This window comes from Flavobacterium odoriferum, from assembly GCF_025499515.1.
Classification (GTDB): domain Bacteria; phylum Bacteroidota; class Bacteroidia; order Flavobacteriales; family Flavobacteriaceae; genus Flavobacterium; species Flavobacterium odoriferum.
Map to the genome: position 1 here is coordinate 195,989 of NZ_JAMKFA010000001.1, position 26,960 is coordinate 222,948.

General features: G+C 32.6%; 21 protein-coding genes. 10 read left to right on the forward strand and 11 right to left on the reverse strand.

What is annotated here, in order from left to right; translation table 11 throughout:
* Positions 1-162 precede the first annotated feature (162 nt).
* From M9Q43_RS00910 to M9Q43_RS00920, 3 genes are all read right to left on the reverse strand, one after another.
* Positions 163-1,869 (reverse strand): helix-turn-helix domain-containing protein, encoded by a 1,707-nt coding sequence (locus M9Q43_RS00910; RefSeq protein ID WP_262317106.1) that lies wholly within the window; start codon positions 1,867-1,869, stop codon positions 163-165.
* 187 nt (positions 1,870-2,056) lie between these two features.
* Positions 2,057-3,274, reverse strand: a complete 1,218-nt coding sequence (gene odhB, locus M9Q43_RS00915; protein WP_262317107.1) for a 2-oxoglutarate dehydrogenase complex dihydrolipoyllysine-residue succinyltransferase — start codon at positions 3,272-3,274, stop codon at positions 2,057-2,059.
* Between the two features lie 85 nt (positions 3,275-3,359).
* Positions 3,360-6,131 carry a 2-oxoglutarate dehydrogenase E1 component gene (locus tag M9Q43_RS00920; RefSeq protein WP_262317108.1) on the reverse strand — a complete coding sequence of 924 codons (2,772 nt, stop codon included), beginning with the start codon at positions 6,129-6,131 and terminating at the stop codon, positions 3,360-3,362.
* A gap of 116 nt (positions 6,132-6,247) precedes the next feature.
* Between M9Q43_RS00920 and M9Q43_RS00925 the strand changes: the two genes are divergently transcribed.
* Entirely contained in the window at positions 6,248-6,793 is a 546-nt protein-coding gene (locus M9Q43_RS00925; RefSeq protein WP_262317109.1) for a hypothetical protein, read from the forward strand.
* Here the strand turns inward: M9Q43_RS00925 and M9Q43_RS00930 are convergent.
* Together M9Q43_RS00930 and M9Q43_RS00935 are read right to left on the reverse strand one after the other, a co-directional pair.
* Positions 6,790-7,140 carry a hypothetical protein gene (locus M9Q43_RS00930; RefSeq protein WP_262317110.1) on the reverse strand — a complete coding sequence of 117 codons (351 nt, stop codon included), beginning with the start codon at positions 7,138-7,140 and terminating at the stop codon, positions 6,790-6,792. The genes M9Q43_RS00925 and M9Q43_RS00930 overlap by 4 nt on opposite strands.
* Positions 7,133-8,107, reverse strand: a complete 975-nt coding sequence (locus M9Q43_RS00935; protein WP_262317111.1) for a polyprenyl synthetase family protein — start codon at positions 8,105-8,107, stop codon at positions 7,133-7,135. The genes M9Q43_RS00930 and M9Q43_RS00935 overlap by 8 nt, the downstream gene beginning before the upstream one ends.
* Positions 8,108-8,266: 159 nt before the next feature.
* Here M9Q43_RS00935 and M9Q43_RS00940 point away from each other — a divergent pair, with 159 nt between their 5' ends.
* From M9Q43_RS00940 to M9Q43_RS00960, 5 genes are all read left to right on the forward strand, one after another.
* Positions 8,267-8,866: a TetR/AcrR family transcriptional regulator gene (locus tag M9Q43_RS00940; RefSeq protein WP_316044619.1), complete on the forward strand. Its 600-nt coding sequence runs from the start codon at positions 8,267-8,269 to the stop codon at positions 8,864-8,866.
* Between the two features lie 3 nt (positions 8,867-8,869).
* Entirely contained in the window at positions 8,870-10,210 is a 1,341-nt protein-coding gene (locus M9Q43_RS00945; RefSeq protein WP_262317112.1) for a TolC family protein, read from the forward strand.
* A gap of 4 nt (positions 10,211-10,214) precedes the next feature.
* Positions 10,215-11,282 carry an efflux RND transporter periplasmic adaptor subunit gene (locus tag M9Q43_RS00950; protein WP_262317113.1) on the forward strand — a complete coding sequence of 356 codons (1,068 nt, stop codon included), beginning with the start codon at positions 10,215-10,217 and terminating at the stop codon, positions 11,280-11,282.
* 30 nt (positions 11,283-11,312) lie between these two features.
* Positions 11,313-14,480, forward strand: coding sequence for an efflux RND transporter permease subunit (locus M9Q43_RS00955; RefSeq protein WP_262317114.1), 3,168 nt, complete (start codon positions 11,313-11,315; stop codon positions 14,478-14,480).
* A gap of 110 nt (positions 14,481-14,590) precedes the next feature.
* Positions 14,591-15,586, forward strand: coding sequence for a hypothetical protein (locus M9Q43_RS00960; protein ID WP_262317115.1), 996 nt, complete (start codon positions 14,591-14,593; stop codon positions 15,584-15,586).
* 66 nt (positions 15,587-15,652) lie between these two features.
* Here the strand turns inward: M9Q43_RS00960 and M9Q43_RS00965 are convergent, their stop codons facing one another.
* Together M9Q43_RS00965 and M9Q43_RS00970 are read right to left on the reverse strand one after the other, a co-directional pair.
* On the reverse strand, positions 15,653-15,997 hold the full coding sequence (locus M9Q43_RS00965) for a toxin-antitoxin system YwqK family antitoxin (RefSeq protein ID WP_262317116.1): 345 nt from the start codon (positions 15,995-15,997) through the stop codon (positions 15,653-15,655).
* Between the two features lie 156 nt (positions 15,998-16,153).
* Positions 16,154-17,155, reverse strand: coding sequence for a TlpA family protein disulfide reductase (locus tag M9Q43_RS00970; RefSeq protein WP_262317117.1), 1,002 nt, complete (start codon positions 17,153-17,155; stop codon positions 16,154-16,156).
* Between the two features lie 94 nt (positions 17,156-17,249).
* On the opposite strand from M9Q43_RS00970, the gene aspS reads away from it, so the two are divergent.
* The 3 genes from aspS (at position 17,250) to M9Q43_RS00985 (ending at position 19,511) form a co-directional block, all read left to right on the forward strand.
* On the forward strand, positions 17,250-18,995 hold the full coding sequence (aspS, locus tag M9Q43_RS00975) for an aspartate--tRNA ligase (protein WP_262317118.1): 1,746 nt from the start codon (positions 17,250-17,252) through the stop codon (positions 18,993-18,995).
* A gap of 1 nt (position 18,996) precedes the next feature.
* Positions 18,997-19,227, forward strand: a complete 231-nt coding sequence (locus tag M9Q43_RS00980; protein WP_262317119.1) for a hypothetical protein — start codon at positions 18,997-18,999, stop codon at positions 19,225-19,227.
* A gap of 83 nt (positions 19,228-19,310) precedes the next feature.
* On the forward strand, positions 19,311-19,511 hold the full coding sequence (locus tag M9Q43_RS00985; RefSeq protein WP_008255794.1) for a cold-shock protein: 201 nt from the start codon (positions 19,311-19,313) through the stop codon (positions 19,509-19,511).
* 135 nt (positions 19,512-19,646) lie between these two features.
* Here M9Q43_RS00985 and M9Q43_RS00990 read toward each other — a convergent pair whose 3' ends face one another.
* A complete protein-coding gene (locus M9Q43_RS00990) occupies positions 19,647-21,467 on the reverse strand; it encodes a TonB-dependent receptor plug domain-containing protein (RefSeq protein ID WP_262317120.1) in 1,821 nt (606 codons plus the stop codon).
* Between the two features lie 68 nt (positions 21,468-21,535).
* Here M9Q43_RS00990 and M9Q43_RS00995 point away from each other — a divergent pair, with 68 nt between their 5' ends.
* Positions 21,536-23,032 (forward strand): aminotransferase-like domain-containing protein, encoded by a 1,497-nt coding sequence (locus tag M9Q43_RS00995; protein ID WP_262317121.1) that lies wholly within the window; start codon positions 21,536-21,538, stop codon positions 23,030-23,032.
* Between the two features lie 55 nt (positions 23,033-23,087).
* On the opposite strand, the gene M9Q43_RS01000 is transcribed toward M9Q43_RS00995, so the two are convergent.
* The 3 genes from M9Q43_RS01000 to glmS all read right to left on the reverse strand — a co-directional run bounded on the left by M9Q43_RS01000 (position 23,088) and on the right by glmS (position 26,959).
* Positions 23,088-23,369: a F0F1 ATP synthase subunit epsilon gene (locus M9Q43_RS01000; RefSeq protein WP_026725933.1), complete on the reverse strand. Its 282-nt coding sequence runs from the start codon at positions 23,367-23,369 to the stop codon at positions 23,088-23,090.
* Between the two features lie 78 nt (positions 23,370-23,447).
* Positions 23,448-24,959 (reverse strand): F0F1 ATP synthase subunit beta, encoded by a 1,512-nt coding sequence (gene atpD, locus M9Q43_RS01005; RefSeq protein ID WP_262317122.1) that lies wholly within the window; start codon positions 24,957-24,959, stop codon positions 23,448-23,450.
* Positions 24,960-25,111: 152 nt separating this feature from the next.
* Positions 25,112-26,959, reverse strand: a complete 1,848-nt coding sequence (glmS, locus tag M9Q43_RS01010) for a glutamine--fructose-6-phosphate transaminase (isomerizing) (protein WP_111566307.1) — start codon at positions 26,957-26,959, stop codon at positions 25,112-25,114.
* Position 26,960 lies beyond the last annotated feature (1 nt).

Here is a 26,960-nt window from a genome sequence, read left to right on the forward strand (position 1 = left end):
AAAAATGAAAAAATCAATACTTATTAAAGATGAATCGTTTTAAGTTTGATTTTATTTTCCACCAAAACTATATGATAAGAATTACTTGACCAATTTATATATTGGACTATTTATAAATAATCAGAAGATAAAATGGAGTTTATTTTACTGATTATTAAATGCTTAATTTGTGCTTTCTAATTGTTCAATAAAATAATTTGGAGAAAGTCCGGTTTGCTTTTTAAAAACACGAACAAGTGTATTGGCATCTTTATAACCTACTTCTTCTGCAATAGCTTGCAAAGTATATTTACGAAAATAGGGAGCATCTTTCAGCTTTTGAAGTACGTAATGAATTCGTAATTCTTGAGTATATTCCGAAAAAGTTTTTTGCATTACTTGATTGAAATATTGCGACAAATATGCGGTATTTGTATTTAATTTTTTAGCCACAAAAGCCAACTTGAAGTTAGGATCTAAAAAGGTCTCTTTTTGTTCTAACTTTTTTAAACCAATTGCTATTTTTTCGATAAGCTCTTCATCGAGTGTTTGTTTTGGTTGTAGTTCGGTTTTATCAATTTGTAGAATACTAATTTCTGAAGTTTTAGATTCTTTTAGATCTTGAATAATTTTTAAAAACCGATAATGCTTTTCTTTTTGATTTTTGTAATAATAATAAAAACTATAAACCACTACAGCAAAAAGAATCAAAATACCAAAAAGCGATATTTTAAAATAATTCTTAGATGCAATAACTTTATTAGACTCTTCCCTTATTTTGTTTAAATCGTAATTGTGAAGAAAATTTAAAGATTTACTTTTTATTCCTTCTATAGATTGAATTAACTCTAAACTTTTTTGGGCGTAGCGATACGCATTTTTAGTGTCATTTTTCTCATTATAACATTGTGTCATAATGTTATAAGTCATTAATAAATTTTCTTTAGAAACTTTAGTTACTTGATAACTTTCAACATATTTTTTACAATAGAAAAGTGCCGAATCAACTTGTTTTAAATGATGAAAACAATCGGCCATTCCTAAATCGAACAATTGTTCTGTTCTTATATTATCCTGAATAATAGGATACTTTTTTCGCTTTCTATATAACGACAAAGATTTCTCGTAATTTCCTGCTAAAGCTGCACTTTTTGCTTCGCGCATGCTTAATAATGCTTTGGTGTACTCAGGTTGAAAATTATCTTGTAACATCATTTTTGCAGCTACATTAAAGTAATGATTTGCAGAATCTAACAACATGGTTTTCTTCGAACGAATATAATACTTTTGATAAGCTTCGCCAATAATATTATATTTATCTGCAAACAGTTTCTTGTTCATTACTTTTTTTTCACCTACTCCCAATTTTAAGTGATGAGAAGTTTTTAATTCTCTCTTTAACAAAGCAATTCCATTTACATAATCGCCCATAGCAACCTTAATTGAGCCATATTGTTCGTTAAAATGATTATTGGGCACACTATTTTTATATTTATCAAGATAAAACAATGCTAAGTCGTATTCTCCTAAATTTTTATGGATGTAAAACAGTTTGTTTACACACATTCCAAGCAAATCTTGATATACTTTACTTGATTTATCCATCTTACTTTTTTCGATACTATCTATAAGTATGATAAGTAGTTTCTTTGAGTAAGTAAACTCTGATTTATTATAAAAATAATTGGCTACGTAATATTTGCCATAAAAACGAAATAACTCATTTTTTGAATTACTTATTTCCAAAGCCTCAGTGTAAGCTTTTTCAGGATTTGAAATAAGATTTTCTTGAATACTTCGGGTTCTACTAATTTCTGATTCACTCAATTCTTGAGCAAAAATCAAATTAATAAATAATAGCAATATAACAGAAAAAGTAAATTTATACATCTTGAAAAGGGGCTCAACCTAAAAATTATAGTGTGCTAAAATAAGAATAAAACTACACTATTTTGAATATTCTTCCAAGATTAACTTTTACTATTTTCAAATAGTATTATCCAAACTCAGTATTTTTAGTAAAGAAAAAACCCAAACTCTTTCGAATTTGGGTTTTTAAATATTGGGATTTATATTTCTATAATTCTAATGCTTTTTTCACATTTCCGCCCATTAATAATTCTGCTGGGTTTTCTAATGCTTCTTTCACCGCTACTAAGAATCCAACTGACTCACGTCCGTCGATGATTCTGTGGTCGTATGATAAGGCAACGTACATAACTGGAGCAATTACGATTTGACCATTTTTAACGATAGCTCTTTCTACCACATTGTGCATTCCTAAAATACCAGATTGTGGAGGATTAATAATTGGTGTTGATAACATACTTCCAAAAACACCACCATTAGAAATTGTGAATGTTCCACCTGTCATTTCATCAACTGTAATTTGTCCGTCACGAGCTCTAATAGCTAATCTTTTGATTTCTGCTTCAACACCTCTGAAAGATAACGTTTCTGCATTTCTCATAACTGGAACCATTAATCCTTTTGGACCAGAAACCGCTACAGAAATATCACAGAAGTCGTAAGAAATTTTCTCTTGACCATCAATCATAGAGTTTACATCTGGATACAATTGTAAAGCACGAGTTACCGCTTTAGTAAAGAACGACATGAAGCCTAATCCTAAACCATGTTTAGCTTTGAACTCTTCTTTATATTGATCACGTAAAGCGTAAATAGCCGTCATATCTACTTCATTAAAAGTAGTTAACATTGCTGTTTCGTTTTTAGCTGATACTAAACGTTCAGCTACTTTTCTACGTAACATAGAAAGTTTTGTTCTTTCTGAACCACGGTTTCCACCTGTTGGTGTTCCCATTGATGGTACTGCATTTACAGCATCATCTTTAGTGATTCTTCCTCCTTTACCTGTTCCAACAATGTCAGAAGGCTCGATGTTTTTTTCGTCTAATATTTTTCTAGCTGCTGGAGATGGCGCTTGCGTTGCGTATGTTTTTTCTGCTACAGGAGCTGCTTTTGGAGCCTCAGCTTTTGAAACTTCAACCGTTTTTGCTTCTTCTTTAGCTGGAGCCGCACCACCTTCTGGTTTTGCTGCACCTGTATCGATTAAACAAACTACAGCACCAACTGCTACTGCATCACCTTCTTCTGCTTTTAATGTAATGATTCCACTTGCTTCAGCTGGCAATTCTAATGTTGCTTTGTCTGAATCAACCTCAGCAATCGCTTGGTCTTTTTCTACATAATCACCATCTTTTACTAACCATGTAGCAATTTCTACTTCTTTAATTGATTCCCCTGGAGAAGGGACTTTCATTTCTAAAATCATGTTTTTTAGTTTAAAAGTTTAAAATAAGTTTAGAAGTTTAAAAGTTGTGTTAGTCTTAAACCTAAACTATTATCTGTTTTTATTTTTATTGAAATAATGTTTTATCAAAAACCATTGCAATGGCATTCTTTTGACGTTTTTTAGAACGTTCATAACTACCTGCTGCTGGTGCACTATATGCTTTTGGCGAAGCTAATCTTAATTTTACTAAATCGAAATTCATTAACATATAAGAATAAGCTCCCATGTTTTTAGGTTCTTCTTGTGCCCAAACATAATCGTCAACATTTGGATAACTGTCGATAATCGCTTTGATTTGGTCAACTGCTAATGGGAACAATTGTTCTAAACGAACAACCGCCACATCGTTTCTACCTAATTCTTCTCTTTGTGCAATGATGTCGAAATATACTTTTCCTGTACAGAAAACCAATGTTTTAATCGCTTTCTTATCAGCAACATTTGGATCATCTAATACTTCTTGGAATTGTCCATTTGCTAATTCATCCATTGAAGATACTACATCTGGGTGACGTAATAAACTTTTTGGAGAAAACACTACTAATGGCTTACGGAATTCTGTTTTTAACTGTCTTCTCATTAAATGGAAGAAGTTGGCTGGCGAAGTTACATCGGCAATATACATATTGTGTTTTGCACACATTTGCAAATAACGTTCCATACGTGCTGATGAATGTTCTGCTCCTTGGTTTTCATAACCGTGAGGCAATAACATTACCAATCCGTTTTGGTTGTTCCACTTATCTTCACCTGCAGAAATGTATTGGTCAATCATAATTTGAGCTCCGTTAGAGAAATCTCCAAACTGTGCTTCCCAAATTACTAAAGATTTTGGCGATGCCAATGCATATCCGTATTCAAAACCTAAAACACCATATTCTGAAAGGTGCGAATTGTAGATATAAAAGTTTCCTTTTTTATCTTTTATTTTGTCTAAAAGAATTACTTCTTCTTCCGAGTCTTCTACTTTAACTACAGCATGACGGTGTGAGAATGTTCCTCTTTCAACGTCTTGCCCTGAAATACGCACGTCAAAACCTTCCGAAATTAAGGAACCATAAGCTAATAATTCGCCCATTGCCCAGTCTAATTTATTGGTTTCAACCATATTTTTTCTATCTCCAATTAACTTCGTAATCTTACTGATGAATTTTTTATCAGCAGGAAGTTCTGTAATGGTTTTAGCAATTTCTGTTAATTGTTTTTTATCAAATGAGGTATCAAATTTTTGAAGCATTACATCATCAGAAACTTGTTTGTAGCCTTCCCATTCATTTTCCATGAATGGTGAAATTACAGTTAAGTCTTTTTTACGAGAGGCTTCTAAATTCTCATCTAATTTTGCTTTATATGCTTCTTCTAATTCTTTTACAAATCCAGCCGAAATCACATTTTCTTGTGCTAATTTCTCAGCATAAATATCTCTTGGATTTTTATGTTTTGCAATTAATTTATATAAAACAGGCTGTGTAAAACGAGGCTCATCACCTTCGTTGTGACCATATTTTCTATATCCTAATAAATCGATGAAAACGTCAGTTCCAAATTCCATACGATAATCTAAAGCAAATAACATCGCATGAACAACCGCTTCTGCATCATCTGCATTTACGTGTAAAACTGGCGATAATGTTACTTTAGCAATATCCGTACAATAAGTTGACGAACGCGCATCTAAGTAATTCGTTGTAAATCCAACTTGGTTATTGATTACTAAATGGATAGTTCCACCGGTTTTATAACCATCTAATTTAGCCATTTGAATAATTTCATACACAATACCTTGACCAGCAACAGCGGCATCACCGTGAACGGCAATTGGTAATACTTTTGAAAAATCATTTGGATAATTTCTATCTTGTTTTGCTCTTGTAATTCCTTCAATAACGGCACCTACTGTTTCTAAGTGCGAAGGATTTGGAGCTAAATTTAAGTTGATTTTCTTACCTGATTCGGTTACTCTATCAGAAGTTAAACCTAAGTGATATTTAACGTCACCATCAAAGTTTACGTCTTCGTCATAGTCTTTCCCGTCAAATTCAGAGAAGATGTTTTGAGTGTTTTTCCCAAAGATGTTTGCCAAAACATTCAAACGACCTCTGTGTGCCATTCCCATTACGAATTGCTCTACACCTTTATCAGCCGCAGCTTCAACTAAAGCGTCTAAAGCAGGAATAACCGCTTCACAACCTTCTAACGAGAAACGTTTTTGACCTACATATTTAGTGTGTAAGAAGTTTTCAAATGAAACCGCTTCGTTTAATTTTTTAAGAATGTGTTTTTTCTTATCGGCAGAAAAGTTTGGTAAATTATCGTTGATGTCTAAACGATTTTTAATCCATTCTAATTTGTGTGGTTCTCTGATGTACATGTACTCCACTCCGATAGATTGGCAATACACGTTTTCTAAATGCTTTACAATTTCAGCCAAAGTACAAGGCTTCATGTTAACCATTTTAGCTGCATCAAAAACCGTATTCAAATCGGCATGAGATAAGCCAAAGTTTTCTAATGCTAGCGAAGGCCCATGAAGTCTTCTATCTCTAACCGGATTTGTTTTTGTGAATAAATGCCCGCGTGTTCTATATCCTTCAATTAATTTCAGAACATTGAACTCTTTTTGCATTTTTTCAGAAATTTCTCCTGAATCACCTGAAGCTACTTGAACTACTTGTGCAGCAAATTCTTCAGAACCATAACCTGCTTGCGCGAAGTCAAATCCTTGAAAAAAACTTCTCCAGCTTGGCTCAACGCTATCTGGATTTTGTAAATATTGTTCGTATAAATCTGCAAAAAATGCAGTATGTGCAGCGTTTAAAAAGGAAAACCTATCCATAGTGTGTTGTCGGTAAGACCTATTAATTAAAAATTTTACGCAAAAGTAAAACATTTTATGATAATCTTTCAAGGATTTTTATACTTTTATAACATTAATTTTTTCAAAACTGATTTATGAAAAAGAATTCCGTAATAAATTTAACACTTTTACTAACTATTGTGTTTTTATTTGGTTTTAATTCTGAAATTTCTGCACAAGAAAACACCGAAATGAAAACAAAAAGTGATTTTTGGAACCATGTACAATTTGGTGGTGGATTAGGCTTAGGAGTTGGCAATGGCTATGCTGATATTATGGTTGCGCCAAGCGCTATTTACAACTTTAATCAATACGTGTCAGCGGGTTTAGGCGTGCAATACAACTATGTAAAACAACGCGATTTATACAAAGCAAATATGTATGGAGGAAGCGTAGTTGCTTTATTTAATCCCATCGAAGAATTACAAATTTCAACCGAATTAGAGCAATTAAGAGTGAATAGAACTTTTAATGATTCTTTTGGAAGCGATTCTCAAGATTTTTGGAATACCGCTTTGTTTGTTGGAGCTGGATATCGTAATGAAAATGTAACTATTGGAATTCGATACAATGTTTTGCACAAAGACAGAGACAATATTTATGCAGAAGCGTTTATGCCGTTTGTAAGAATTTATTTTTAATACTTATTACGAAACCACACTTTTTGCCATTCGCGTTTTAACACTAAAAAAGCAACTTGCTCCGATAATTCAACCAAATCAGAACCATCTAATTTTTTGATTTGATCTTCTGGAACATCAATAATGTAAAGTAAATTCAAATATTCAGCAAATTTATATTGAATGAGTTTGTATATTTTTTCTTGTACTAAATTCTTAAATTCAAACGGAAAAATACTTGCTGGCACATCTAAAGATTCATTTGCTAAAGCAAAATCTTTGTTTACTTGCTCGATAAGCTTGAAGTACAAATGTTCTTCTTCGGCTTGCGAAATTAAGGCATCAATATTTGCTGGTGGATTATACATTTCTTCCCATTAAATTCTCTCCAAAAGCTTTTAAAATAGCTTTCTTTTCATTTTCAATATCCATTTTTTCTAAAGTTTCAAATGCTTTGAAAGTATATTCTTGAATCGCTTTTTTGGTAGCTTCGCTTGCTCCTGAAGCATTGAAAATGGCTTTTACTGATTCAATTTTATCTGTGTTTTCTGAAGGTTGAATCGAAAACAAATGCAATAATTGTTGTTTTTCTTCTGGTTTTGAAAACTCAATTGCTTTTAAATATAAATAGGTTTTTTTGTTTTCAATAATGTCCCCACCCACTTGTTTTCCAAAGGTTTCTGGATTTCCAAAAGCATCTAAATAATCGTCTTGTAATTGGAAAGCTATTCCTAAATTCAATCCGAAATCATAAATTGAATCCGCATTTTCGTCTGAAGTTTCGGCAACAATAGCACCCATTTTCATTGCAGCGCCGACTAAAACTGCGGTTTTGTATTCAATCATTTTCAAATATTCGGGTATCGTAACATCGTCGCGCATTTCAAAATCCACATCATATTGTTGTCCTTCGCAAACTTCTAAAGCGGTTTTACTAAATAATTTGGCTAATTTTTGAAAAATTTTGGGCTCATAATTTTCAAAATATTGATAGGCCAAAATCAGCATCGCATCACCCGATAAAATTCCGGTATTCAAATCCCATTTTTCATGAACGGTCTGGTTTCCTCTTCGCAAAGGCGCATCGTCCATGATATCATCGTGAATCAATGAAAAGTTATGAAAAACCTCAACCGCAGTTGCAGCAGGAATGGCTTTTTCACAATCTACATTAAAAACCTCACTGGCCATTAATGTCAAAACGGGACGCATTCTTTTACCACCAAGAGATAAAATATACTCGATAGGTTCGTATAAATTTTTAGGTTCTTTATTAGAAACAATTTTCGAAAAATGATTACCCATTTTTTCTTGATAGTACGATATAGAATGCATTGCTTGAATTTTTTGCTAAAATACTTCAATATTCTGAATTGAGGCGAATATATCAAATGTTAAATTTATGCAAAAACAATGGGAACTATTTTGGTGTTAAAAGTTTCCGATATACATTTGTACCCGAAAATAAAATCCACTAAAAGTGATTTTAGAGAAATGATGAAAGATAAAATTATAAATAAAGCGAAAGAAATGTTTTTGAGACTAGGTTTCAAGAGCATTACTATGGATGATATTGCTTGCGAAATGTGTATTTCAAAAAAAACGATTTACAAATATTTCTCAAATAAAGACATTCTTATTGAAGAAAGTATTCAAGCAGTTCATAAAGAAATACGAGCAACTTTAAACAAAATAGCAGAAGAAAACTTCAACGCTATTGAAGAAAATTTTGAAGTAAAAAGAATGTTTAGAGAAATGTTCAAGTCGGCCGAATCATCTCCAATATACCAATTAAAAAAACATTATCCTGAAATTTATGACAAGGTTTTAAGTATGCAAGTTAGTGTTTGTGAAGATTGTTTCCGACAAAACATCACAAAAGGGATTAGAGAAGGTTTATACAGAGAAAATTTAGACATAGACAATTATGTGAAGTTTTATTACACGTTAATCTTCAATATCAATGAAAATACCATGTTAGAAAAAGACGCGCATGAATTAGAAGTCAAAGCTTTAGAATATCACATTAGAGCCATGGCTACTTTAGCTGGAATAATAGAATTAGAAAAACACCTAAAAAACCCAATTATATAACCAATGAAGAATACAATCCTCATAACTTTATTAAGTTTTACATTATCGGTAAGTGCGCAAGAAATTGCTCCGTTAACGTTAAAAGATGCTATCACTTTTGCTCTCGAAAATAAAGCAGAAGCTAAAAAAGCGAAATTAGAAGTAGAAAATAGCGAATATAAAATACAAGAAGTTCGTTCGAGAGCCTTACCTCAAATTTCGGCTAATGGAAGTATGACATACAATCCTATTTTACAATTAAATGCTTTACCAGGCGATTTTTTTGGAGCACCAGGAACCACTATTTTAGCACCTCTTGGACAAAAATGGAATTCTATTGCAGGAGTATCTTTAAATCAAGCTTTATTTGATCAATCGGTTTTTACTGGTTTAAAAGCAGCGAAATCTACAAGAGAATTTTATCAAATTAATGCACAATTAACAGAAGAACAAGTTATTGAACGTGTTGCAAATGCGTATTATCAAGTTTATGTACAACAACAAAAACTTATTGTAGTTGATAATAATTTGAAAAACACCAACAAAGTTAAAGACATTATAAAAGGGCAATTTGATAATGGCTTGGCTAAAAAAATTGATTTTGACAGAATTACTGTTCGCGTAAACAACATTAATTCGCTTCGCCAACAAATTTTAAATGCGATTACTTTACAAGAAAATGCTTTAAAATTCTATATGGGAATGCCAATGGAAAACAAAATTATCATTCCTAATAATGCTTTTGAGGTTACACCACAAGATTTATCTGCAAAAGCAGACGTAACTGGAAGAACAGAATATTTGTTATTAAAAAAACAAGAACAATTATTAACGTACCAAAAAAAGGCGGTTCAAGCTGGTTATTACCCTACACTTTCATTAAGTGGGAATTATAATTACATTGGTCAAGGTCCTGAAATGCCTCTTTTTGCAAAACCAGCAGATGGTGTTTATTGGTCAGATTTTGCGTCTATTGGATTAAGTTTAAGAGTTCCATTATTTACAGGTTTTGGAACAAGAGCAAAAGTTAGACAAGCAAACAACGCCCTAAACTCAATAAAAGTTGATCTTGATGACACAAAATTAGCATTGGATTTAGCATTTGATAATGCAAAAAAACAACTTGAAAACAGTTTAATTACCATCAACAATCAAAAAGAAAATGCACAACTTGCTCAGGAAGTTTTAAACAATACTAATAATAATTACACTCAAGGTTTGGCTTCTTTAACCGATTTATTAGATGCTGAAAATGCAATGGTAGAAGCACAGAACAATTACACTAACGCTATTTTAGAATACAAATTAGCAGAAATTCAATTCATAAAATCAAAAGGAGAACTAAAAAACTTATTAAACCAATAATCAAATGAAAAAAATAATTTATATCGTTTTAGGTGTAGGATTAGTTGGAGCTACAATTGTAACTCTTGTAAATAATAAAAAACAAAATGAAGCCGATACTGCAATTGTTGCACAAGAAAATAGTAGTGTAGCGGTGCGTGTAGCAACAGTAGCTACAAATCCTATCGAAGACAATTTTATTGCGAACGGAAACTTTTCTCCGGCTCAAGAATTGGAATTTGCAGCAGAACGTTCTGGAAAAGTAATCTCAATTTTAGTTAAAGAAGGTGATAAAGTAGCAAAAGGTCAAACAATAGCTATAATTAGAGGTGATGTGGTAAGTGTTGAAGCAGAAACAGCTAATGCTAATTATCAAAATGCTCTTAATGATTACAATCGTTTTGAAAGTGCTTACAAAACTGGAGGTGTTACAAAACAACAATTAGATCAAGCTAGAATTAACATGATTAATGCAAAATCTAGATTAACTCAAGCTAATATTAATGTGGGTGACACAAGAGTAAAAGCGCCTTTCGGTGGAATTATCAATAAAAAATTCATTGAAGTAGGAACTATTTTAAGCGCAATGCCACCAACAAAAATGTTTGAAATTGTGAATACAAGTTCGTTAAAACTGAAAGTAAATGTTAGTGAGCGTCAAGTGGCACAATTAAAAATTGGTTCGATTGTAAAAGTAAAAGCAAGTGTATTTCCTGACAAAGAATATACTGGAAAAGTAACTTTTATTGCTCCAAAAGCAGATACTTCTTTAAACTTCCCTATCGAAGTAGCAATTACAAACAATCCTAATAACGAAATCAAAGCAGGAATGTATGGCTCGGTAATTTTTGGTGCTCCAGAAGGAAAACAACCTGAATTAATGACAATTCCAAGAAGTGCTTTTGTAGGAAGTGTTAGTAGCAATCAAGTATTTGTGGTTGAAAACGAAATTGCAAAAATGAAAAAAGTAGTAGCTGGAAGAGTTTTTGGAGACAAAGTTGAAATTCTAAGTGGCTTAAACAATGGAGATGTAGTAGTAACTAGTGGTCAAATTAACTTAAGTGATAGCACTAAAGTTTCTATCGTAAAATAATAAAAAGGACGCTTACTTAAAATCGATTATATGAAAATTGTAGATATATCAATTAAAAGACCTTCTATGGTTATCGTACTTTTTACGATACTATTATTAGGTGGACTATACAGTTATAAACAGTTGAGTTATGAGTTAATTCCAAAATTTGAAATTAACGTAGTAACCGTTTCAACTGTTTATCCTGGAGCTTCTCCAAGTGAAGTGGAAAACACCGTAACCAAGAAAATTGAGGATGCGGTTTCTACCATGGAGAACATCAAAAAATTAGAATCAAAATCTTATGAAAGTCTATCGGTAGTAATGATTACGCTAACTGCGGATGCCGATGCCGATTATTCTTTAAATGATGCTCAACGTAAAATCAATGCAGTTTTAAAAGACTTACCTGACGATGTTGATCCGCCTTCATTAAGTAAATTCTCTTTGAGTGATTTACCAATTATGACCATTGGAGCAACAGCAAGTATGGATGAAATTGCTTTTTATGACTTGTTAGATAAAAAAATTCAACCAATTGTTTCTCGTGTTCCTGGTGTGGCACAAGTTAACTTAGTAGGTGGTGAAGAAAGAGAAATTAAAGTAAGCTTAGATGCAACTAAATTACAAGGATTTGGATTGTCAGTTCCTCAAGTACAACAAGCAGTTTTATCTTCAAACTTAGATTTCCCTACAGGTAATATTAAAACTAGAGAAAACAGTACAACCATTCGTTTATCTGGAAAATATAAATCAGTTGAAGAATTACGCAACTTAGTTGTTGCTTCAAACAATGGTGTTCAAGTGCGTTTGGGTGATGTAGCTGATGTTCAAGATGCGCAAAAAGACGTAACTAAAATATCAAGAATTAACGAGAAAGGATCAATCCTTTTACAAGTTATCAAACAATCAGATGCAAATGCCGTTGAAGTTAGTAAAAAAGTAAAAGAAGCAATTGCTAAAATTGAACAAGATTACGCAAAATCAAACTTAAAATTAAAAGTTGCAAACGATAGTAGTGAATTTACCTTAACTGCTGCCGATAATGTAATGCACGATTTATTTCTTGCTATCTTTTTAGTTGCATTTGTAATGTTATTCTTCTTACACAGTTTACGTAATGCTGCTATCGTAATGGTATCGATTCCAGCTTCGTTGATTGCTACTTTCATTGGAATTTCATTAATGGGATACACGTTAAACTTAATGAGTTTACTTGGACTTTCGTTAGTAGTGGGAATCTTAGTAGACGACGCAATTGTAGTATTAGAGAACATTCACCGTCACATGGAAATGGGTAAAAACAAGGTTCGCGCAGCTTATGATGGTGCAGCTGAAATTGGATTTACCGTAACCGCAATTACTTTAGTTATTGTGGTCGTATTCTTACCAATTGCCATGAGTACTGGATTAGTTTCTAATATCATTACGCAATTCTGTGTTACAGTAATTATTGCTACATTATTGTCGTTATTGGCTTCATTTACAATTGTTCCTTGGCTATTCTCACGTTACGGAAAATTAGAACATTTAAATAAAGAATCGTTTTTTGGAAAAATTATTTTAGGCTTTGAAAATTACCTAGACAAATTCACTCACAAAGTAACAGACATTTTAACTTGGTCTTTAAATTACAAAAAAACAACGTTAGCTATCGTTACTGTTATTTTCTTTGGTTCAATTTTTGGATTATTAGGTGGTGGATTTATTGGTGGTGAGTTCTTTTCTAAAACCGATAAAGGAGAATTCTTAGTTCAAATTGAAATGCCAAAAGATGTTTCTGTTGAACAAACCAACTTTATGACTCAAAAAGCGGAAGCTTATCTAAAAAAAGATAAAAATATCGTAGATATGATTACCACAGTAGGTCAAACTAGTGATGGTATGGGAGCTACACAATCCACTGCTTACAAAGCTGAAATTTTGATTTCTTTAGTTGAAAAATCAAAACGTGATGACAACTCGTTTATATATGCAGCTAAAATTAAACGTCAATTAGAAAAAGAATTGGTGGGAGCTAAAGTAAAAACCGTTCCTATGGGATTATTAGGTGCCGATAAAGCTCCAATTGCTTTAACTGTTACAGGTCCAAATTTCGACGATGTAATGTTATTTGCTCAAAAAGCAGCTGCTGAATTGAAAAAAGTGCCAGGAGCATCAGAAGTAAAACTAACTTCAGAAGCTGGTAATCCTGAAATTAAAGTTCAGGTGGATCGAGATAAAATGGCAGCATTAGGATTAAATCTTCAAACAGTAGGTTTAACGATGCAAACTGCTTTCAACGGAAATACCGATGGAAAATTTAGAGCAGGAGAATATGAATATGATATCAACATCCGATTCAATGAATACGATCGTTCTAACATTAATGATGTAAATAATCTGATTTTTGTAAACAATATGGGACAACAAATCAAGTTATCTCAATTTGCAGAGGTGATTGAAAGTTCAGGTCCAAGTATGTTAGAAAGAAGAGATAAGAGTACTTCGGTTACGATTGAAGCACAATCTGTAGGTAGACCTTCTGGTACTATTTCAACCGAATGGGAATCTGTATTTTCAAAAATGGAACGCCCAACTGGAGTTAACTATGTTTGGGGTGGAGATATGGAAAACCAAACAGAAGGTTTTGGTACTTTAGGAGTAGCTTTACTTGCTGCTATTATTTTAGTTTACTTAGTAATGGTTGCTTTGTATGATGACTTTGTTACGCCTTTTGTGGTATTGTTCTCTATTCCATTATCGTTCATTGGAGCGTTATTTGCTTTGGCATTAACAAACAACTCACTTAATATTTTCACCATTTTAGGTATCATTATGTTGATAGGATTAGTAACGAAAAACGCGATTTTATTGGTTGACTTTGCTAATCACAGAAAAGAAGCAGGAGAAACAACTTTCAAAGCTTTAGTTCAGGCAAACCATGCACGTTTGCGTCCAATCTTAATGACTACTATTGCCATGGTAATTGGTATGATTCCAATTGCGCTTGCTAAAGGTGCTGCTGCCGAAATGAATAATGGTTTAGCATGGGTAATTATTGGTGGTTTGATTTCCTCTTTATTCTTAACATTAATTGTAGTTCCTGTAGTTTACGCTATAGTTGATAGTATTAGAGTGAAACTTGGAAGAGATGTTAAAGTAGATTATGACGCTTTAATGAAAGCTGATTATGTTCACAAAGAAATAAGCGAAGACGGATTTACACCAAAGCATTAAATTTAATTTATTGAATAAAAATGCCTCAGATAATTGAGGCATTTTTATATTTCAAAATATACTATGTCAATTAGAATAACGGTTTAAAATAAACTCAAAACCATCAATCAATGAAATTAATTTTTTCTATTTTAACGTGCTTCGTTTTTCTTTTTGCAAAAGGTCAAGAAAATAAAGAACTTAAAGAAAATGTTCAATCAGCAATTAACAACAGGTTCCCAACAACCCGAATGTTTGATCTAAAATTTGAAAATTATTTACCAACCGACTTCGATTCAGAATTATTTGACAATCCGTTTGAAAAAGGCGAAATCAAAAATCATTCTCGTTTTAGCGCAAGTGCCAATATCACTATAATTAAAAAACAACGATGGAATATTACTTCTTCTTTTAGATATAGATATGAAGCGTTTGAGCTGAATGATGTTGCAAGTCAAATTGATAATTCGATTCCAGTTTACGATGAAAAACTAAATTATCATTATCTTTCTGGAGCTTTAAGTTTTACTTATTTTTCACAACTGTTTAAAAAACCATTTCTATATAATGCAAGTGTAATTGTTGATGGAACCGAGAAATATGCTGAACGTATAAAAGGTTTTTTTGGAGCAACGATAATCTTGAAAAAAACAGAACGAACCACAATTGGTGTCGGACTTATTGTTTTAGCGGATCCAACTTCTCCAGTTCCAGCTTCTCCAACTTTTTTAATAGATCATCGATTTAAAAATTCAAAATGGAGTTTGGATTTTATTCTACCACAACGTTTTTTGTTTAAAAGAAATTTATTCGAAAACGGAAGAATTTCTTTAGGAAGCGAACTAAATACTAACGGATTTTATACTTACATAAACCAAACCGGATTTGCAAAAGTGTATGATTACAGAACAATTGAAATAAATACGGGTTTAACCTATGAACATTGTTTTAGCAAATCAATAATTGCAACATTTGAAACCGGATTGGCAACAGTTTTCAATGCAAGAGTTTCAGAAAGAGGAAAAAATACTAACAATTATATTTTTTCTAACAAACAAGATGGAACAGGTTATTTTAGTATCGGATTTTCTTTTAATCCAAATTTAGATAAAAAAACTAAACCTTAATTTTAATTATTGGTTAAACAAAAAAGGAACTCAAATTTGAGTTCCTTTTTTTTAGAATTCGATTAATTAGTTTTTAACTAAAACATCTTTTGACCATTTTTTTACTTCAGCAATTCTACTATCTGAAAAATCTACTTCGCTTAATGAAGCATCGCTCCAAAAAAACCATTTTCCAGATTTAGCTCCTTTATTATATTCTCCCATCGATTGCTTTGTACCATCTTCATTAAATGCAACCCATTTCCCATGTAATTTACCATCTAAGTAATATCCTTCTTGTTTTACTTGTCCGTTTTCATAATAATATGTTGCTTTTACCATTTGGTCAACCACTTCTAATTTTGGTTTTACCTCTTGAGCAAATGTTAGACTTGTTACTAACATTACACCTGCAATCAATACATTTTTCATCTTCTTTTCTTTTAATAGGTTAATATTATAATAACAAATATAAAAAAACTTTTACAATAAAAAAACTTTTACTTAACAATTTGATAACATTAAATAAAAACTTAACATTAAAAAAGCCAATGCTTTCACATTGGTTTTTTTAATGTTAAGTTTTTTTTACTTCAAAAGACTATCTAACAACTCCGTTAATTGAGCAGAAGAAGGTCTAGCGGCATCAGCTTTTAAAACTTTTCCATCAGGACCAATTAATAAGAATCTTGGAATAGAGTTAATACCAAAAGCTTTAATAAAATCTGAATTCCAGTTTTTATCTGCAAACAATTGAATACCTCCTAATTGTTTTTCAGTTACAAATTTTTTCCATTTTTCATGGTCTTTGTCAACATCAACTGAAATACTTACAAATTCAATGTTTTTACCATGGTACTTTTCTTCCACTTTCTTTAAATGAGGAATTTCAGCTCTACATGGCCCACACCAAGTTGCCCAAACGTCGATGTAAACATATTTCCCTCTTAAATCTTCTAACTTCGTTTTTCCTCCTTTATGATTTTCATAATCAAAACTTGGTGAAGCAATTCCTTCTAATTTTTTTGCCGCTAACTTTTGATTATAATATTCTAAAAGCATTTTTGATTCCATTGGAATAGATGGTTTTAAAAATCCTACTAATTTTTCATCTAAACCACTACCTTCTAATTTTGATAAATCATTATTGCTTTTTTTATCTAAAGCTGATTTAAATGTTGCTTCATCTTTCTGTAAAAGATCTTCAAGTTCTTTTTCAAAATTTTCATCGGAAAGCGCCTTTTGAGCTAAGAAATTATTCTCTTTAGATCCTTTACCTGAATAAACAATAGACTCATCAAACTCTTTTGCGTCCATTGTTAATTTTAAATTATATCCATTTTTCAAAAATAATGTGGTTGATTCTGAACCATCAAAAAACTGATACAAACCTGTAGCCACATCAAATGAATCCTGAAATTCTCCTTTATTATTAATTTTAATAGTTTTTGTAAAGTTTCTACCCGAACGAATTACAATTGAATCTGAATTTCTGTTGGCAATTTTTGCAGTAAATGTAACCTTCTCTTCTGCCTTTTGTGCATAAGTTGAAACTACTGAAAATAGCAACAATGTTAATAGTTTTTTCATGTTTTTTGGATTAAAATATTTCTGTTATCAAATCTAATAAATTTAGACTTAAAAAATTAATATTTGTTACTACATTTGCATAAAATTTTTCAAAATGTATAGAAGTCATAATTGCGGCGAACTAAACGCATCACATATTAATACAGAAGTTACCCTTGCTGGTTGGGTTCAAAAATCGAGAGATAAAGGATTTATGATTTGGGTTGATTTACGTGACCGTTATGGTATCACGCAATTAATCTTTGATGAACAAAGAACCAACAAAGCCGTTATTGAAAAAGCAAAATCTTTAGGAAGAGAATTTGTTATTCAAATCAAAGGAACTGTTATTGAGCGTGTTTCTAAAAACCCAAATATGGCAACTGGTGACGTTGAAATTTTAGTTACTGAATTAACTATTTTAAACGAGGCACAATTACCTCCATTTACTATCGAAGACGAAACTGATGGTGGTGAAGACATTCGTATGAAATACCGTTATTTAGATATCAGAAGAAATCCGGTTAAAAACAACTTATTGTTTCGTCATAAAGTATCAATGGAAGTTAGAAAATATCTTTCAGACCAAGGATTTTGTGATGTTGAAACGCCTTATTTAATTAAATCTACTCCAGAAGGTGCACGTGATTTCGTGGTACCAAGCAGAATGAACGAAGGACAATTTTACGCACTTCCTCAATCGCCACAAACGTTCAAACAGTTATTGATGGTAGGTGGCATGGATAAATATTTCCAAATTGTGAAATGTTTCCGTGACGAAGATTTACGTGCTGACCGTCAACCAGAATTTACTCAAATCGACTGTGAAATGGCGTTCGTAGAACAAGAAGACATTTTAAACATGTTTGAAGGTTTAACACGTCATTTACTAAAAGAAATCAAAGGAATTGAAGTAGATAAATTCCCAAGAATTACTTACGATTACGCCATGAAAACCTACGGTAATGACAAACCAGACATTCGTTTTGAAATGAAATTTGGCGAGTTGAATGCTGTAGCCCAACATAAAGATTTCCCAGTATTCAATTCAGCTGAATTAGTAGTTGGAATCGCTGCACCAGGCTGTGCAAATTATACAAGAAAAGAAATTGACGCTTTAATTGATTGGGTAAAACGCCCTCAAGTTGGAGCTTCGGGAATGGTATATGTAAAATGTGAAGAAGATGGAACTTTCAAATCATCTGTAGATAAATTCTACGACCAAGAAGATTTGAAAAAATGGGCTGAAATTACCAACGCAAAACCAGGTGATTTAATTTTAGTATTATCAGGAAAAGCAGATAAGACAAGAACACAATTATCAGCTCTTCGTATGGAAGTGGCTACTCGTTTAGGTTTGAGAAAATCAGACGAATTTGCGCCATTATGGGTAGTAGATTTCCCTTTATTAGAATGGGATGAAGAAAGCGGAAGATACCACGCAATGCACCACCCGTTTACTTCTCCAAAACCAGAAGACATGGCATTAATTGAAACCGAACCAGGAAAAGTTCGTGCTAATGCTTACGATATGGTATTAAACGGAAACGAAATTGGTGGAGGTTCTATTCGTATTCACGATAGAGATTTACAAAGCAGAATGTTTGATTTGTTAGGTTTCAGCAAAGAAGAAGCGCAAGCGCAGTTTGGATTCTTAATGAGTGCTTTCGAATTTGGAGCACCACCACACGGAGGTTTAGCTTTCGGTTTGGATAGATTAGTTTCTATTTTAGGTGGACAAGAAACGATTCGTGATTTTATTGCTTTCCCAAAAAACAACTCAGGAAGAGATGTAATGATTGATGCTCCATCTACAATTGATGAAGCGCAATTACAAGAATTACATATTAAATTAAGATAACATGAAAAAGATTCTAATTGGTCTTATCGCAATCATTGCTTGCCTAATTTCTTTTGGATATTTCCAAAAAAACAACGGCTTAAATGGCGATAAATGGATTGGAATTGGAATTTTATTAGTTGCTTTCGTTTTAATGCCATTGTTTTTATATTCAAGATTTAAGAACAAAGAAACGAGAGAAAGAATGCTAAACTTAAGTTCAAAGAAAAAAGAAGACACTGATAATCAGTAATTTTGAAATATTTTTAACTTTTTCTTGTTCGTGTCAGAAATAAGTATATCTTTGACTATTATTAATTTTTTTATATTACAAAAATGCGCACAGGCAAAGTTAAATTCTTCAATGAATCAAAAGGTTACGGTTTTATTACAGATGATGAAACAGGAAAAGACATTTTCGTACACGCAAGCGGAATGAGAGTTGAATCTCTTAATGAAGGTGATGCAGTTAGCTACGAAGAAGAAGAAGGAAGAAAAGGTAAAGTAGCTGCTCAAGTAGTAGTTATCGAAGACTAATATATATTATTTTTTGATTACCTAGAAAGAACAAAGTCCCGATTAAATCGGGACTTTTTTATGCAATTACGTGAATAAAATTTCAATAAAAAAGGACTACAAAAATGTAGTCCTTTTTTCTTCTTAACTAACCTTCTATTTAAACAAATATTTCATTCCAAATAAAATATTTCCTTTTGGCATAGGAACCATTCCTGCTTCTACATATTCTGTATTGAAAATATTATTAGCATATACTGAAAATTCTAAAGCTTTTAATTGATACGAAGCACTGACATCCCAAACATTATAGCTTACTCCTGAAGTTCTTTCCACATATCTATACCCAATTGAATTGCTAAAATTTTTGAACCATTCCATTGCATAATTCCCAACGAATTGGTGTTTTATAGAATTAATCGAATATTGTGAAAAATTCGCTTCGCTTTTTTTAACATCATTATCTAAGAAAGAATAACCTAATTGAATTTTTTGAGGTAATTGATTTAATAGAAATTTATATTCTATATTGGCTTCATATCCTTTTGTGTTTACATGTTGAATATTTTGCGCTTGCCAAGCATCTGAAGCATTTTCACGTACATAGTCAATTAAATTATCAGCATCTCGATTAAATGCAGCTAGCGAAACATTAATATTTTTACTTAAATATTTAAATCCAACTTCTTGAGAAAAAGCTTCTTCTGTTTCTAAATTTGGATTACTAATTGTTGTTGGCGAAACATAATATAAATTAGTATACGTTGGAAGTCTAAAAGACGTTCCAATATTTCCATAAGCTCTAAATTTTTCAGAAATTTTTACTCCAAAATCTAACCCTGGAAAAATCTGATTATCAAAATCTGAAAAATAAGAAGCAGAAATTCCTGGCGTAACATCTATAATGTTGTTAAAAAACTGAAAACGATGTTCTAAAAACAAAGAGGCAATTTCTCTTTGATTGTCACCTAACCTATTACTAGAAATATAATATTTAGAAAATTCTACACCAAATCCTGTAATGCCAATTTTAGATTGGTGCGACCCATTTAATTCAACCGCAATTTTATTTGTAATGTGTAAATTTCTGTATGCTGACGGATTGTTTCTAATTAACAAATACAAATCTTGATTTCTGCGCCAATAAATTCTTGGTTTCCATGTGAAATTTCCTTTCTTGATTACCGTTGAAAGACCAACTAAACTCGCTTGAGTTTCTTCATATTGATCAATATAACTAGTGAAACCATAAAACCCATTTGCTCCAAATTTTCTTTCTGAATAGCTTGTCAATAATTCAATAGGTAATTTATTTTTATTGAATTGACTTTTCAACACATAATTGGTGTTGTCAAAATCGGTATTATAACGATATCCTTCTGAAAAATTCTTCGAAAAATGCACGATATGACTACTTTCTTTTAAACTAACTGCACCAGTAGCTTCAGCAATAAATTGACCAAAAGAACCACCTTGTACTTTCGCAATCAAAGAATTATCTTCTACATCTTTTGTAACAATATTAACCGCTCCAGTAAAAGCATTTTGTCCAAAAACACGAGCAGCTGGACCTTTTATTACTTCAATGCGTTCTATAACATCAATTGGCAAAGCCAAATTTAAAGTATGGTGACCTGTTTGAGCATCATCAACTTTAATTCCATCTATTAAAAGTAACGTTTGATCAAAACTTCCACCTCTGATGTATAAATCGGCTTGCATTCCATTTACACCTTGACGTCTTACGTCAATTCCTGCAACTTGTTGTAAAGCATCTGCAACGTTGGTAACGCCTAATTTTTTGATGTCTTCAGCGGTAACAATTTGAATAGTTCTTGAGTTTTCTTTAAAAGGCAAATCAATTCGAGAAGAAGTAACTACAACTTCTTTAAGAGAATCGGTTTTTAATTCTGTTTCTTGTGCATTTCCAAGTAAAGCACTTAAAAGCAAGGCAGATAAAAAGTATTTATTTTTCATTTGAAGTTTATTTTAAAACAGTGCAAAAGTCGTAACTTTCCGGACGATTAGAATAGTCCAGTTTTAAAATGAAAGATAGTCCGGTTAATTTAGTATTGAAAGAGCTTATTCACTTTGATAAAACGAGTGCTACTTCCGTATATATTCAAATTTCTCAACAAATTATAAATGCGATACAAAGAGGTTATCTAAAAGAAGGAATGGCTTTGCCTGGAACCCGAGTTTTCAGCCAATTACTTAACATTCATAGAAATACTGCAGTTGCGGTTTATGACGAATTAGCTTCACAAGGCCGGGTTGAAATCATTCCAAACAAAGGCACTTTTATCTTGGTTCCAAAACCAAAAACAGCTTCCATTAAAGCGAGATCTAATAAAATAAACGATGCATATAGTTATCCTAAAACTACGGGATTCCCATTTCAGACTTCGTTTCACTTAGCTTCAACACAAGAATTTTCGGAAGCAAAATACTTTTTAAACGACGGTCAACCCGATTTAAGATTACACCCTATTCACGAATTTTCAAAATGGTACGGCACATCAATGAAACGAAAATCGTTGATTTCAAAATGGAACAATGCATCGAAAAATAACTATTCTGCGTTTGAAAATCAATTGTGTAATTTTTTAAATGCAACCCGAGGATTTCATATCAAACCCACAAACTTAATCAGTACAAGAAGTACAGAAATGAGTTTATACATCATCTCGCAACTTCTAATTCGTAAAAAAGATGTGGTATTGGTTGGTAATTTGAGTAACTATAATGCCAACATGATTTTTCAAGAAGCTGGAGCCAATATCAAAACGATTCCAGTTGATGAAAATGGATTAGATATTAATTACATAGAAAAACATTTTACAAAAGGCAAAATCCGATGTGTTTATGTGTGTTCCAATCGCGATTATCCGACAACAAATACTTTGTCTGCTGAACGAAGATTACAACTTTTACAACTTGCCAAGAAATACCAATTTGCCATAATTGAAGATGATTTTGATTACGATTTTCAACTCGAAGGTTCAGCTATGTTACCTATGGCAAGTTCTGACGGAAACGGGATGGTGATTTATCTTGGAAAGTTAGGGCAATCGTTGTTTCCTAATTTTCAAACAGGATTTGTGGTGGCTCCTGAAAATTTGATTTCGGAAGCCAAAAACTATTTGCAAATGTTAGACAAACAAGGCGATTTAATTCAAGAACAAGTACTTTCGGAATTAATTTATGAAGGTGAAATTCATCGTTTACTGAAAAAGAATACCATCGTTTACAAACAAAGAAGAGATTTTGCTTGCGAATGTTTGAAACGATATTTCAATGAAGCCATTCGATTTAAAAAGCCTTCTGGTGGATTAGCCATTTGGATTGAATTTAATCCTTCCATATCATTGATTCAACTTGCTGAAGAAGTTTCGAAATTAGATGTCTTTCTGCCAAAGACCATTCTTTATCAAGATAAAAATACGTGTGCCATTCGTTTTGGATTCGGACATTTGAATGAAGAAGAAATTGAAATTGTGGTAAGTAAATTAAATCTTGCTTACAATTCAATCATAAAGTAATAAAACAAAAAAAGTCCCGCAAATTGCAGGACTTTTTACTATAAATCTTATTGTCTTAGTCGGCTAAAACAATAATCTTGTTTTCATTCATTTCTATGGTACCTGAATTAATAGGTAACCAATACGTTTGCTCATTTACTTTATTGAATTTAGAAACGAATTCTTTTTCAATTTTAATGTTTTGAGCATTGATTTTCACGTTCCCTTTTGCCAATAATGAAACAATAGGTGCGTGATTATTTAGCATTTGAAACTCACCGTTAATTCCAGGAACTGCTACCGAAGTAACTTCTCCTTTAAACAATGTAGCTTCTGGTGATACTATTTCTAAAATCATATTACTTAGTGATTAGTGAATAGTGATTAGTGATTAGCTTAAGTAACTGAATACTGAAACTGAACACTGAACACTAAATTATGCTTCTGCTAACATTTTTTGTCCAGCTTCGATAGCTTCTTCGATAGTACCTTTAAGGTTGAACGCTGCTTCTGGTAAGTGATCTAATTCACCGTCCATAATCATGTTAAATCCTTTGATAGTTTCTTTAATATCAACCAATACTCCAGGAATACCAGTAAATTGCTCCGCTACGTGGAAAGGTTGAGATAAGAAACGTTGTACACGACGTGCACGAGATACTGCTAATTTATCTTCTTCAGATAACTCTTCCATACCTAAGATGGCGATGATATCTTGTAATTGTTTGTATTTTTGAAGAATCTCTTTTACTCTTTGAGCACAGTCATAATGCTCGTTTCCTAAGATTTCTGGAGTTAAGATACGAGAAGTAGAATCTAATGGATCTACCGCTGGATAAATACCTAACTCAGCAATTTTACGAGACAATACTGTTGTTGCATCTAAGTGAGCAAACGTTGTTGCTGGTGCAGGGTCAGTTAAGTCATCCGCAGGTACGTAAACCGCTTGTACAGATGTAATAGATCCTTTTTTAGTTGAAGTAATACGCTCTTGCATCGCACCCATTTCAGTTGCTAATGTAGGTTGGTACCCTACTGCAGATGGCATACGACCTAATAAAGCCGATACTTCAGAACCTGCTTGTGTAAAACGGAAGATATTATCAACGAAGAATAATACATCTTTACCTTGGTCAGATCCAGCTCCATCACGGAAATATTCAGCGATAGATAATCCTGAAAGTGCTACACGAGCACGAGCTCCAGGTGGCTCATTCATTTGTCCGAAAACGAAAGTAGCTTTAGACTCTCTCATTCCTGGCATATCTACTTTAGACAAATCCCATCCTCCATTTTCCATAGAGTGCATGAAATCGTCACCATATTTAATAATTCCTGACTCTAACATCTCACGAAGTAAGTCATTTCCTTCACGTGTTCTTTCACCTACTCCTGCGAATACTGAAAGTCCACCGTGTCCTTTTGCAATATTGTTAATCAACTCCTGAATCAATACCGTTTTACCTACTCCGGCACCACCAAATAATCCAATTTTTCCTCCTTTTGCATAAGGCTCAATAAGGTCGATTACTTTGATTCCTGTAAATAAAACTTCAGAAGAAGTTGATAAGTCTTCAAATTTTGGAGCTGGTCTGTGGATTGGTAAACCATTTGCGCCAGATTTAGGTAAATCTCCTAAACCGTCGATTGCATCACCAATTACATTAAATAAACGACCAAAAACGTCAGCCCCAATTGGCATTTGAATTGCAGCACCAGTAGCAACTACTTCTGCTCCTCTTGCCAAACCATCTGTAGAGTCCATAGAAATGGTACGAACAGTGTTTTCACCAATGTGAGATTGAACTTCAAGTACTAATAAAGTACCATCTTTTTTAGTGATTTCTAATGAATCGTAAATTTTAGGTAATTCGTTATTTGAGTCATTAAAAACGACGTCAACAACTGGCCCGATAATTTGTGCAACTTTTCCTGTGATTCTAGACATTGCTTATGTATTTATTTAATAGCTAATTAATGTTGAAAAAATGATGTATTTTTCCGAGTGCAAAGATAGTTTTTTCTAAAACAATTTTGCAATTTATTTTTTGAATTTTTTGCAATAAAAAAGCGAAATCTTCCAATTTCGCTTTTAAAATGTTATTCTACGGTAACGGATTTTGCTAAATTCCTAGGTTGATCGACATTACAACCTCTCAGAACTGCAATATGATACGATAATAATTGTAACGGAATTGTAGTTAATAATGGTGTAAACGGTTCGTTTGTTTCTGGAATTTCAATTACGTGGTCTGCCAAAGCTTTAACTTGTGTATCTCCTTTAGTAACTACGGCAATAATTTTTCCGCTTCTCGATTTTATTTCTTGAATATTACTTACCACTTTATCATAATGTCCTTTGTTTGGCGCAATTACAATTACTGGCATATGTTCGTCAATCAATGCAATTGGCCCGTGCTTCATTTCTGCTGCTGGATACCCTTCTGCGTGGATGTATGAAATTTCTTTTAGTTTTAATGCGCCTTCTAAAGCTACTGGGAAGTTATAACCTCTTCCTAAGTATAGGCAATTGGTTGCGTCTTTGTAAATTTCGGCAATTTGTTTAGCCACATCATTAGTTAACAAAGCCTCTTGAACTTTTTCTGGCATTAATTCCAATTCCAATAAATAACGTTGGTAATCTGAATTATTCATTGTTCCTTTTGCTTTTGCTAAACGTAGTGCTAACAAAGTAAGAATAGTAATTTGAGTTGTAAATGCTTTTGTAGATGCTACTCCGATTTCTGGACCTGCGTGCGTGTAAGCTCCTGCATGTGTTTCACGAGAAATTGAAGAACCTACCACATTGCAAACTCCGAATACAAATGCTCCGTTTTCTTTAGCCAATTTGATTGCTGCTAACGTATCTGCTGTTTCACCTGATTGTGAAATTGCAATAACAACATCATCCTTATTAATGATTGGATTTCTATATCTGAATTCTGATGCGTATTCTACTTCTACCGGAATTCTTGAAAATTCTTCGATAATATATTCTGCAACTAATCCTGCATGCCATGAAGTTCCACAAGCCACAATAAGGATTCGTTTTGCGTTTAAGAACTTTTCTAAATTATCTTCAACACCTGACATTTGGATAATCCCTTTGTTTGCCAAAAGTCTACCTCTATAAGTATCTTTGATTACACTTGGTTGTTCGTATATTTCTTTCATCATGAAATGATCGTAACCGCCTTTTTCAATTTGCTCAAGGTTTAATTGAAGCTCTTGAATGTAAGGATCAACTAATGAATCATCTTTGATTTTTCTAACTTTTAATGGTTTGTGTAAACGCACAATAGCCATTTCTTCATCTTCTAAATAAATAGCGTTTGAAGTATATTCTATAAATGGAGTAGCATCTGATGCAATGAAAAACTCATCTTCACCAATTCCAATTGCTAAAGGACTTCCTAAACGAGCAACAATAATCTCATCTGGTTTTTCAACATCAATTACCGCAATCGCATAAGCACCAATAACCTGGTTTAGAGCAACTTGAACTGCTTTTCCTAGTTTACAGTTTTCTTTTTTCTTAACCTCTTCAATCAAGTTTACCAATACTTCTGTATCAGTATCAGACTTGAAAGTGTAACCTCTTTTTATTAATTCTTGTTTTAATGGCTCATAATTTTCGATGATTCCATTATGAATAATTACTAATTTCCCCGAATTAGAGAAATGCGGATGTGAATTTACATCATTAGGAACTCCATGAGTTGCCCAGCGTGTGTGTCCCATACCTATTTTACCAATAGTTGTTTTTTCGCTTTCTGCTTTAGCTTCAAGGTCAGAAACTTTTCCTTTGGTTTTTGATAATTTTAAATCTTTTCCGTCATATAGCACAATACCTGCACTATCATAACCTCTATATTCTAATCTGTGTAATCCTTTTATGATTACAGGATATGCGTCTCTATGACCAATATAACCTACAATTCCACACATG

Coding starts and splice junctions, on each gene's coding strand:
- M9Q43_RS00960 (WP_262317115.1), top strand. CDS start 14,591: ATGAAATTAATTTTTTCTATTTTAACGTGCTTCGTTTTTCTTTTTGCA.
- M9Q43_RS00925 (WP_262317109.1), top strand. CDS start 6,248: ATGAAAAAGAATTCCGTAATAAATTTAACACTTTTACTAACTATTGTG.
- M9Q43_RS00955 (WP_262317114.1), top strand. CDS start 11,313: ATGAAAATTGTAGATATATCAATTAAAAGACCTTCTATGGTTATCGTA.
- M9Q43_RS00970 (WP_262317117.1), bottom strand. CDS start 17,155: ATGAAAAAACTATTAACATTGTTGCTATTTTCAGTAGTTTCAACTTAT.
- M9Q43_RS00950 (WP_262317113.1), top strand. CDS start 10,215: ATGAAAAAAATAATTTATATCGTTTTAGGTGTAGGATTAGTTGGAGCT.
- glmS (WP_111566307.1), bottom strand. CDS start 26,959: ATGTGTGGAATTGTAGGTTATATTGGTCATAGAGACGCATATCCTGTA.
- M9Q43_RS00945 (WP_262317112.1), top strand. CDS start 8,870: ATGAAGAATACAATCCTCATAACTTTATTAAGTTTTACATTATCGGTA.
- M9Q43_RS00935 (WP_262317111.1), bottom strand. CDS start 8,107: ATGCATTCTATATCGTACTATCAAGAAAAAATGGGTAATCATTTTTCG.
- aspS (WP_262317118.1), top strand. CDS start 17,250: ATGTATAGAAGTCATAATTGCGGCGAACTAAACGCATCACATATTAAT.
- M9Q43_RS00940 (WP_316044619.1), top strand. CDS start 8,267: ATGATGAAAGATAAAATTATAAATAAAGCGAAAGAAATGTTTTTGAGA.
- atpD (WP_262317122.1), bottom strand. CDS start 24,959: ATGTCTAGAATCACAGGAAAAGTTGCACAAATTATCGGGCCAGTTGTT.
- odhB (WP_262317107.1), bottom strand. CDS start 3,274: ATGATTTTAGAAATGAAAGTCCCTTCTCCAGGGGAATCAATTAAAGAA.
- M9Q43_RS00920 (WP_262317108.1), bottom strand. CDS start 6,131: ATGGATAGGTTTTCCTTTTTAAACGCTGCACATACTGCATTTTTTGCA.
- M9Q43_RS00965 (WP_262317116.1), bottom strand. CDS start 15,997: ATGAAAAATGTATTGATTGCAGGTGTAATGTTAGTAACAAGTCTAACA.
- M9Q43_RS00980 (WP_262317119.1), top strand. CDS start 18,997: ATGAAAAAGATTCTAATTGGTCTTATCGCAATCATTGCTTGCCTAATT.
- M9Q43_RS00910 (WP_262317106.1), bottom strand. CDS start 1,869: ATGTATAAATTTACTTTTTCTGTTATATTGCTATTATTTATTAATTTG.
- M9Q43_RS00990 (WP_262317120.1), bottom strand. CDS start 21,467: ATGAAAAATAAATACTTTTTATCTGCCTTGCTTTTAAGTGCTTTACTT.
- M9Q43_RS00985 (WP_008255794.1), top strand. CDS start 19,311: ATGCGCACAGGCAAAGTTAAATTCTTCAATGAATCAAAAGGTTACGGT.
- M9Q43_RS00995 (WP_262317121.1), top strand. CDS start 21,536: ATGAAAGATAGTCCGGTTAATTTAGTATTGAAAGAGCTTATTCACTTT.
- M9Q43_RS00930 (WP_262317110.1), bottom strand. CDS start 7,140: ATGTATAATCCACCAGCAAATATTGATGCCTTAATTTCGCAAGCCGAA.
- M9Q43_RS01000 (WP_026725933.1), bottom strand. CDS start 23,369: ATGATTTTAGAAATAGTATCACCAGAAGCTACATTGTTTAAAGGAGAA.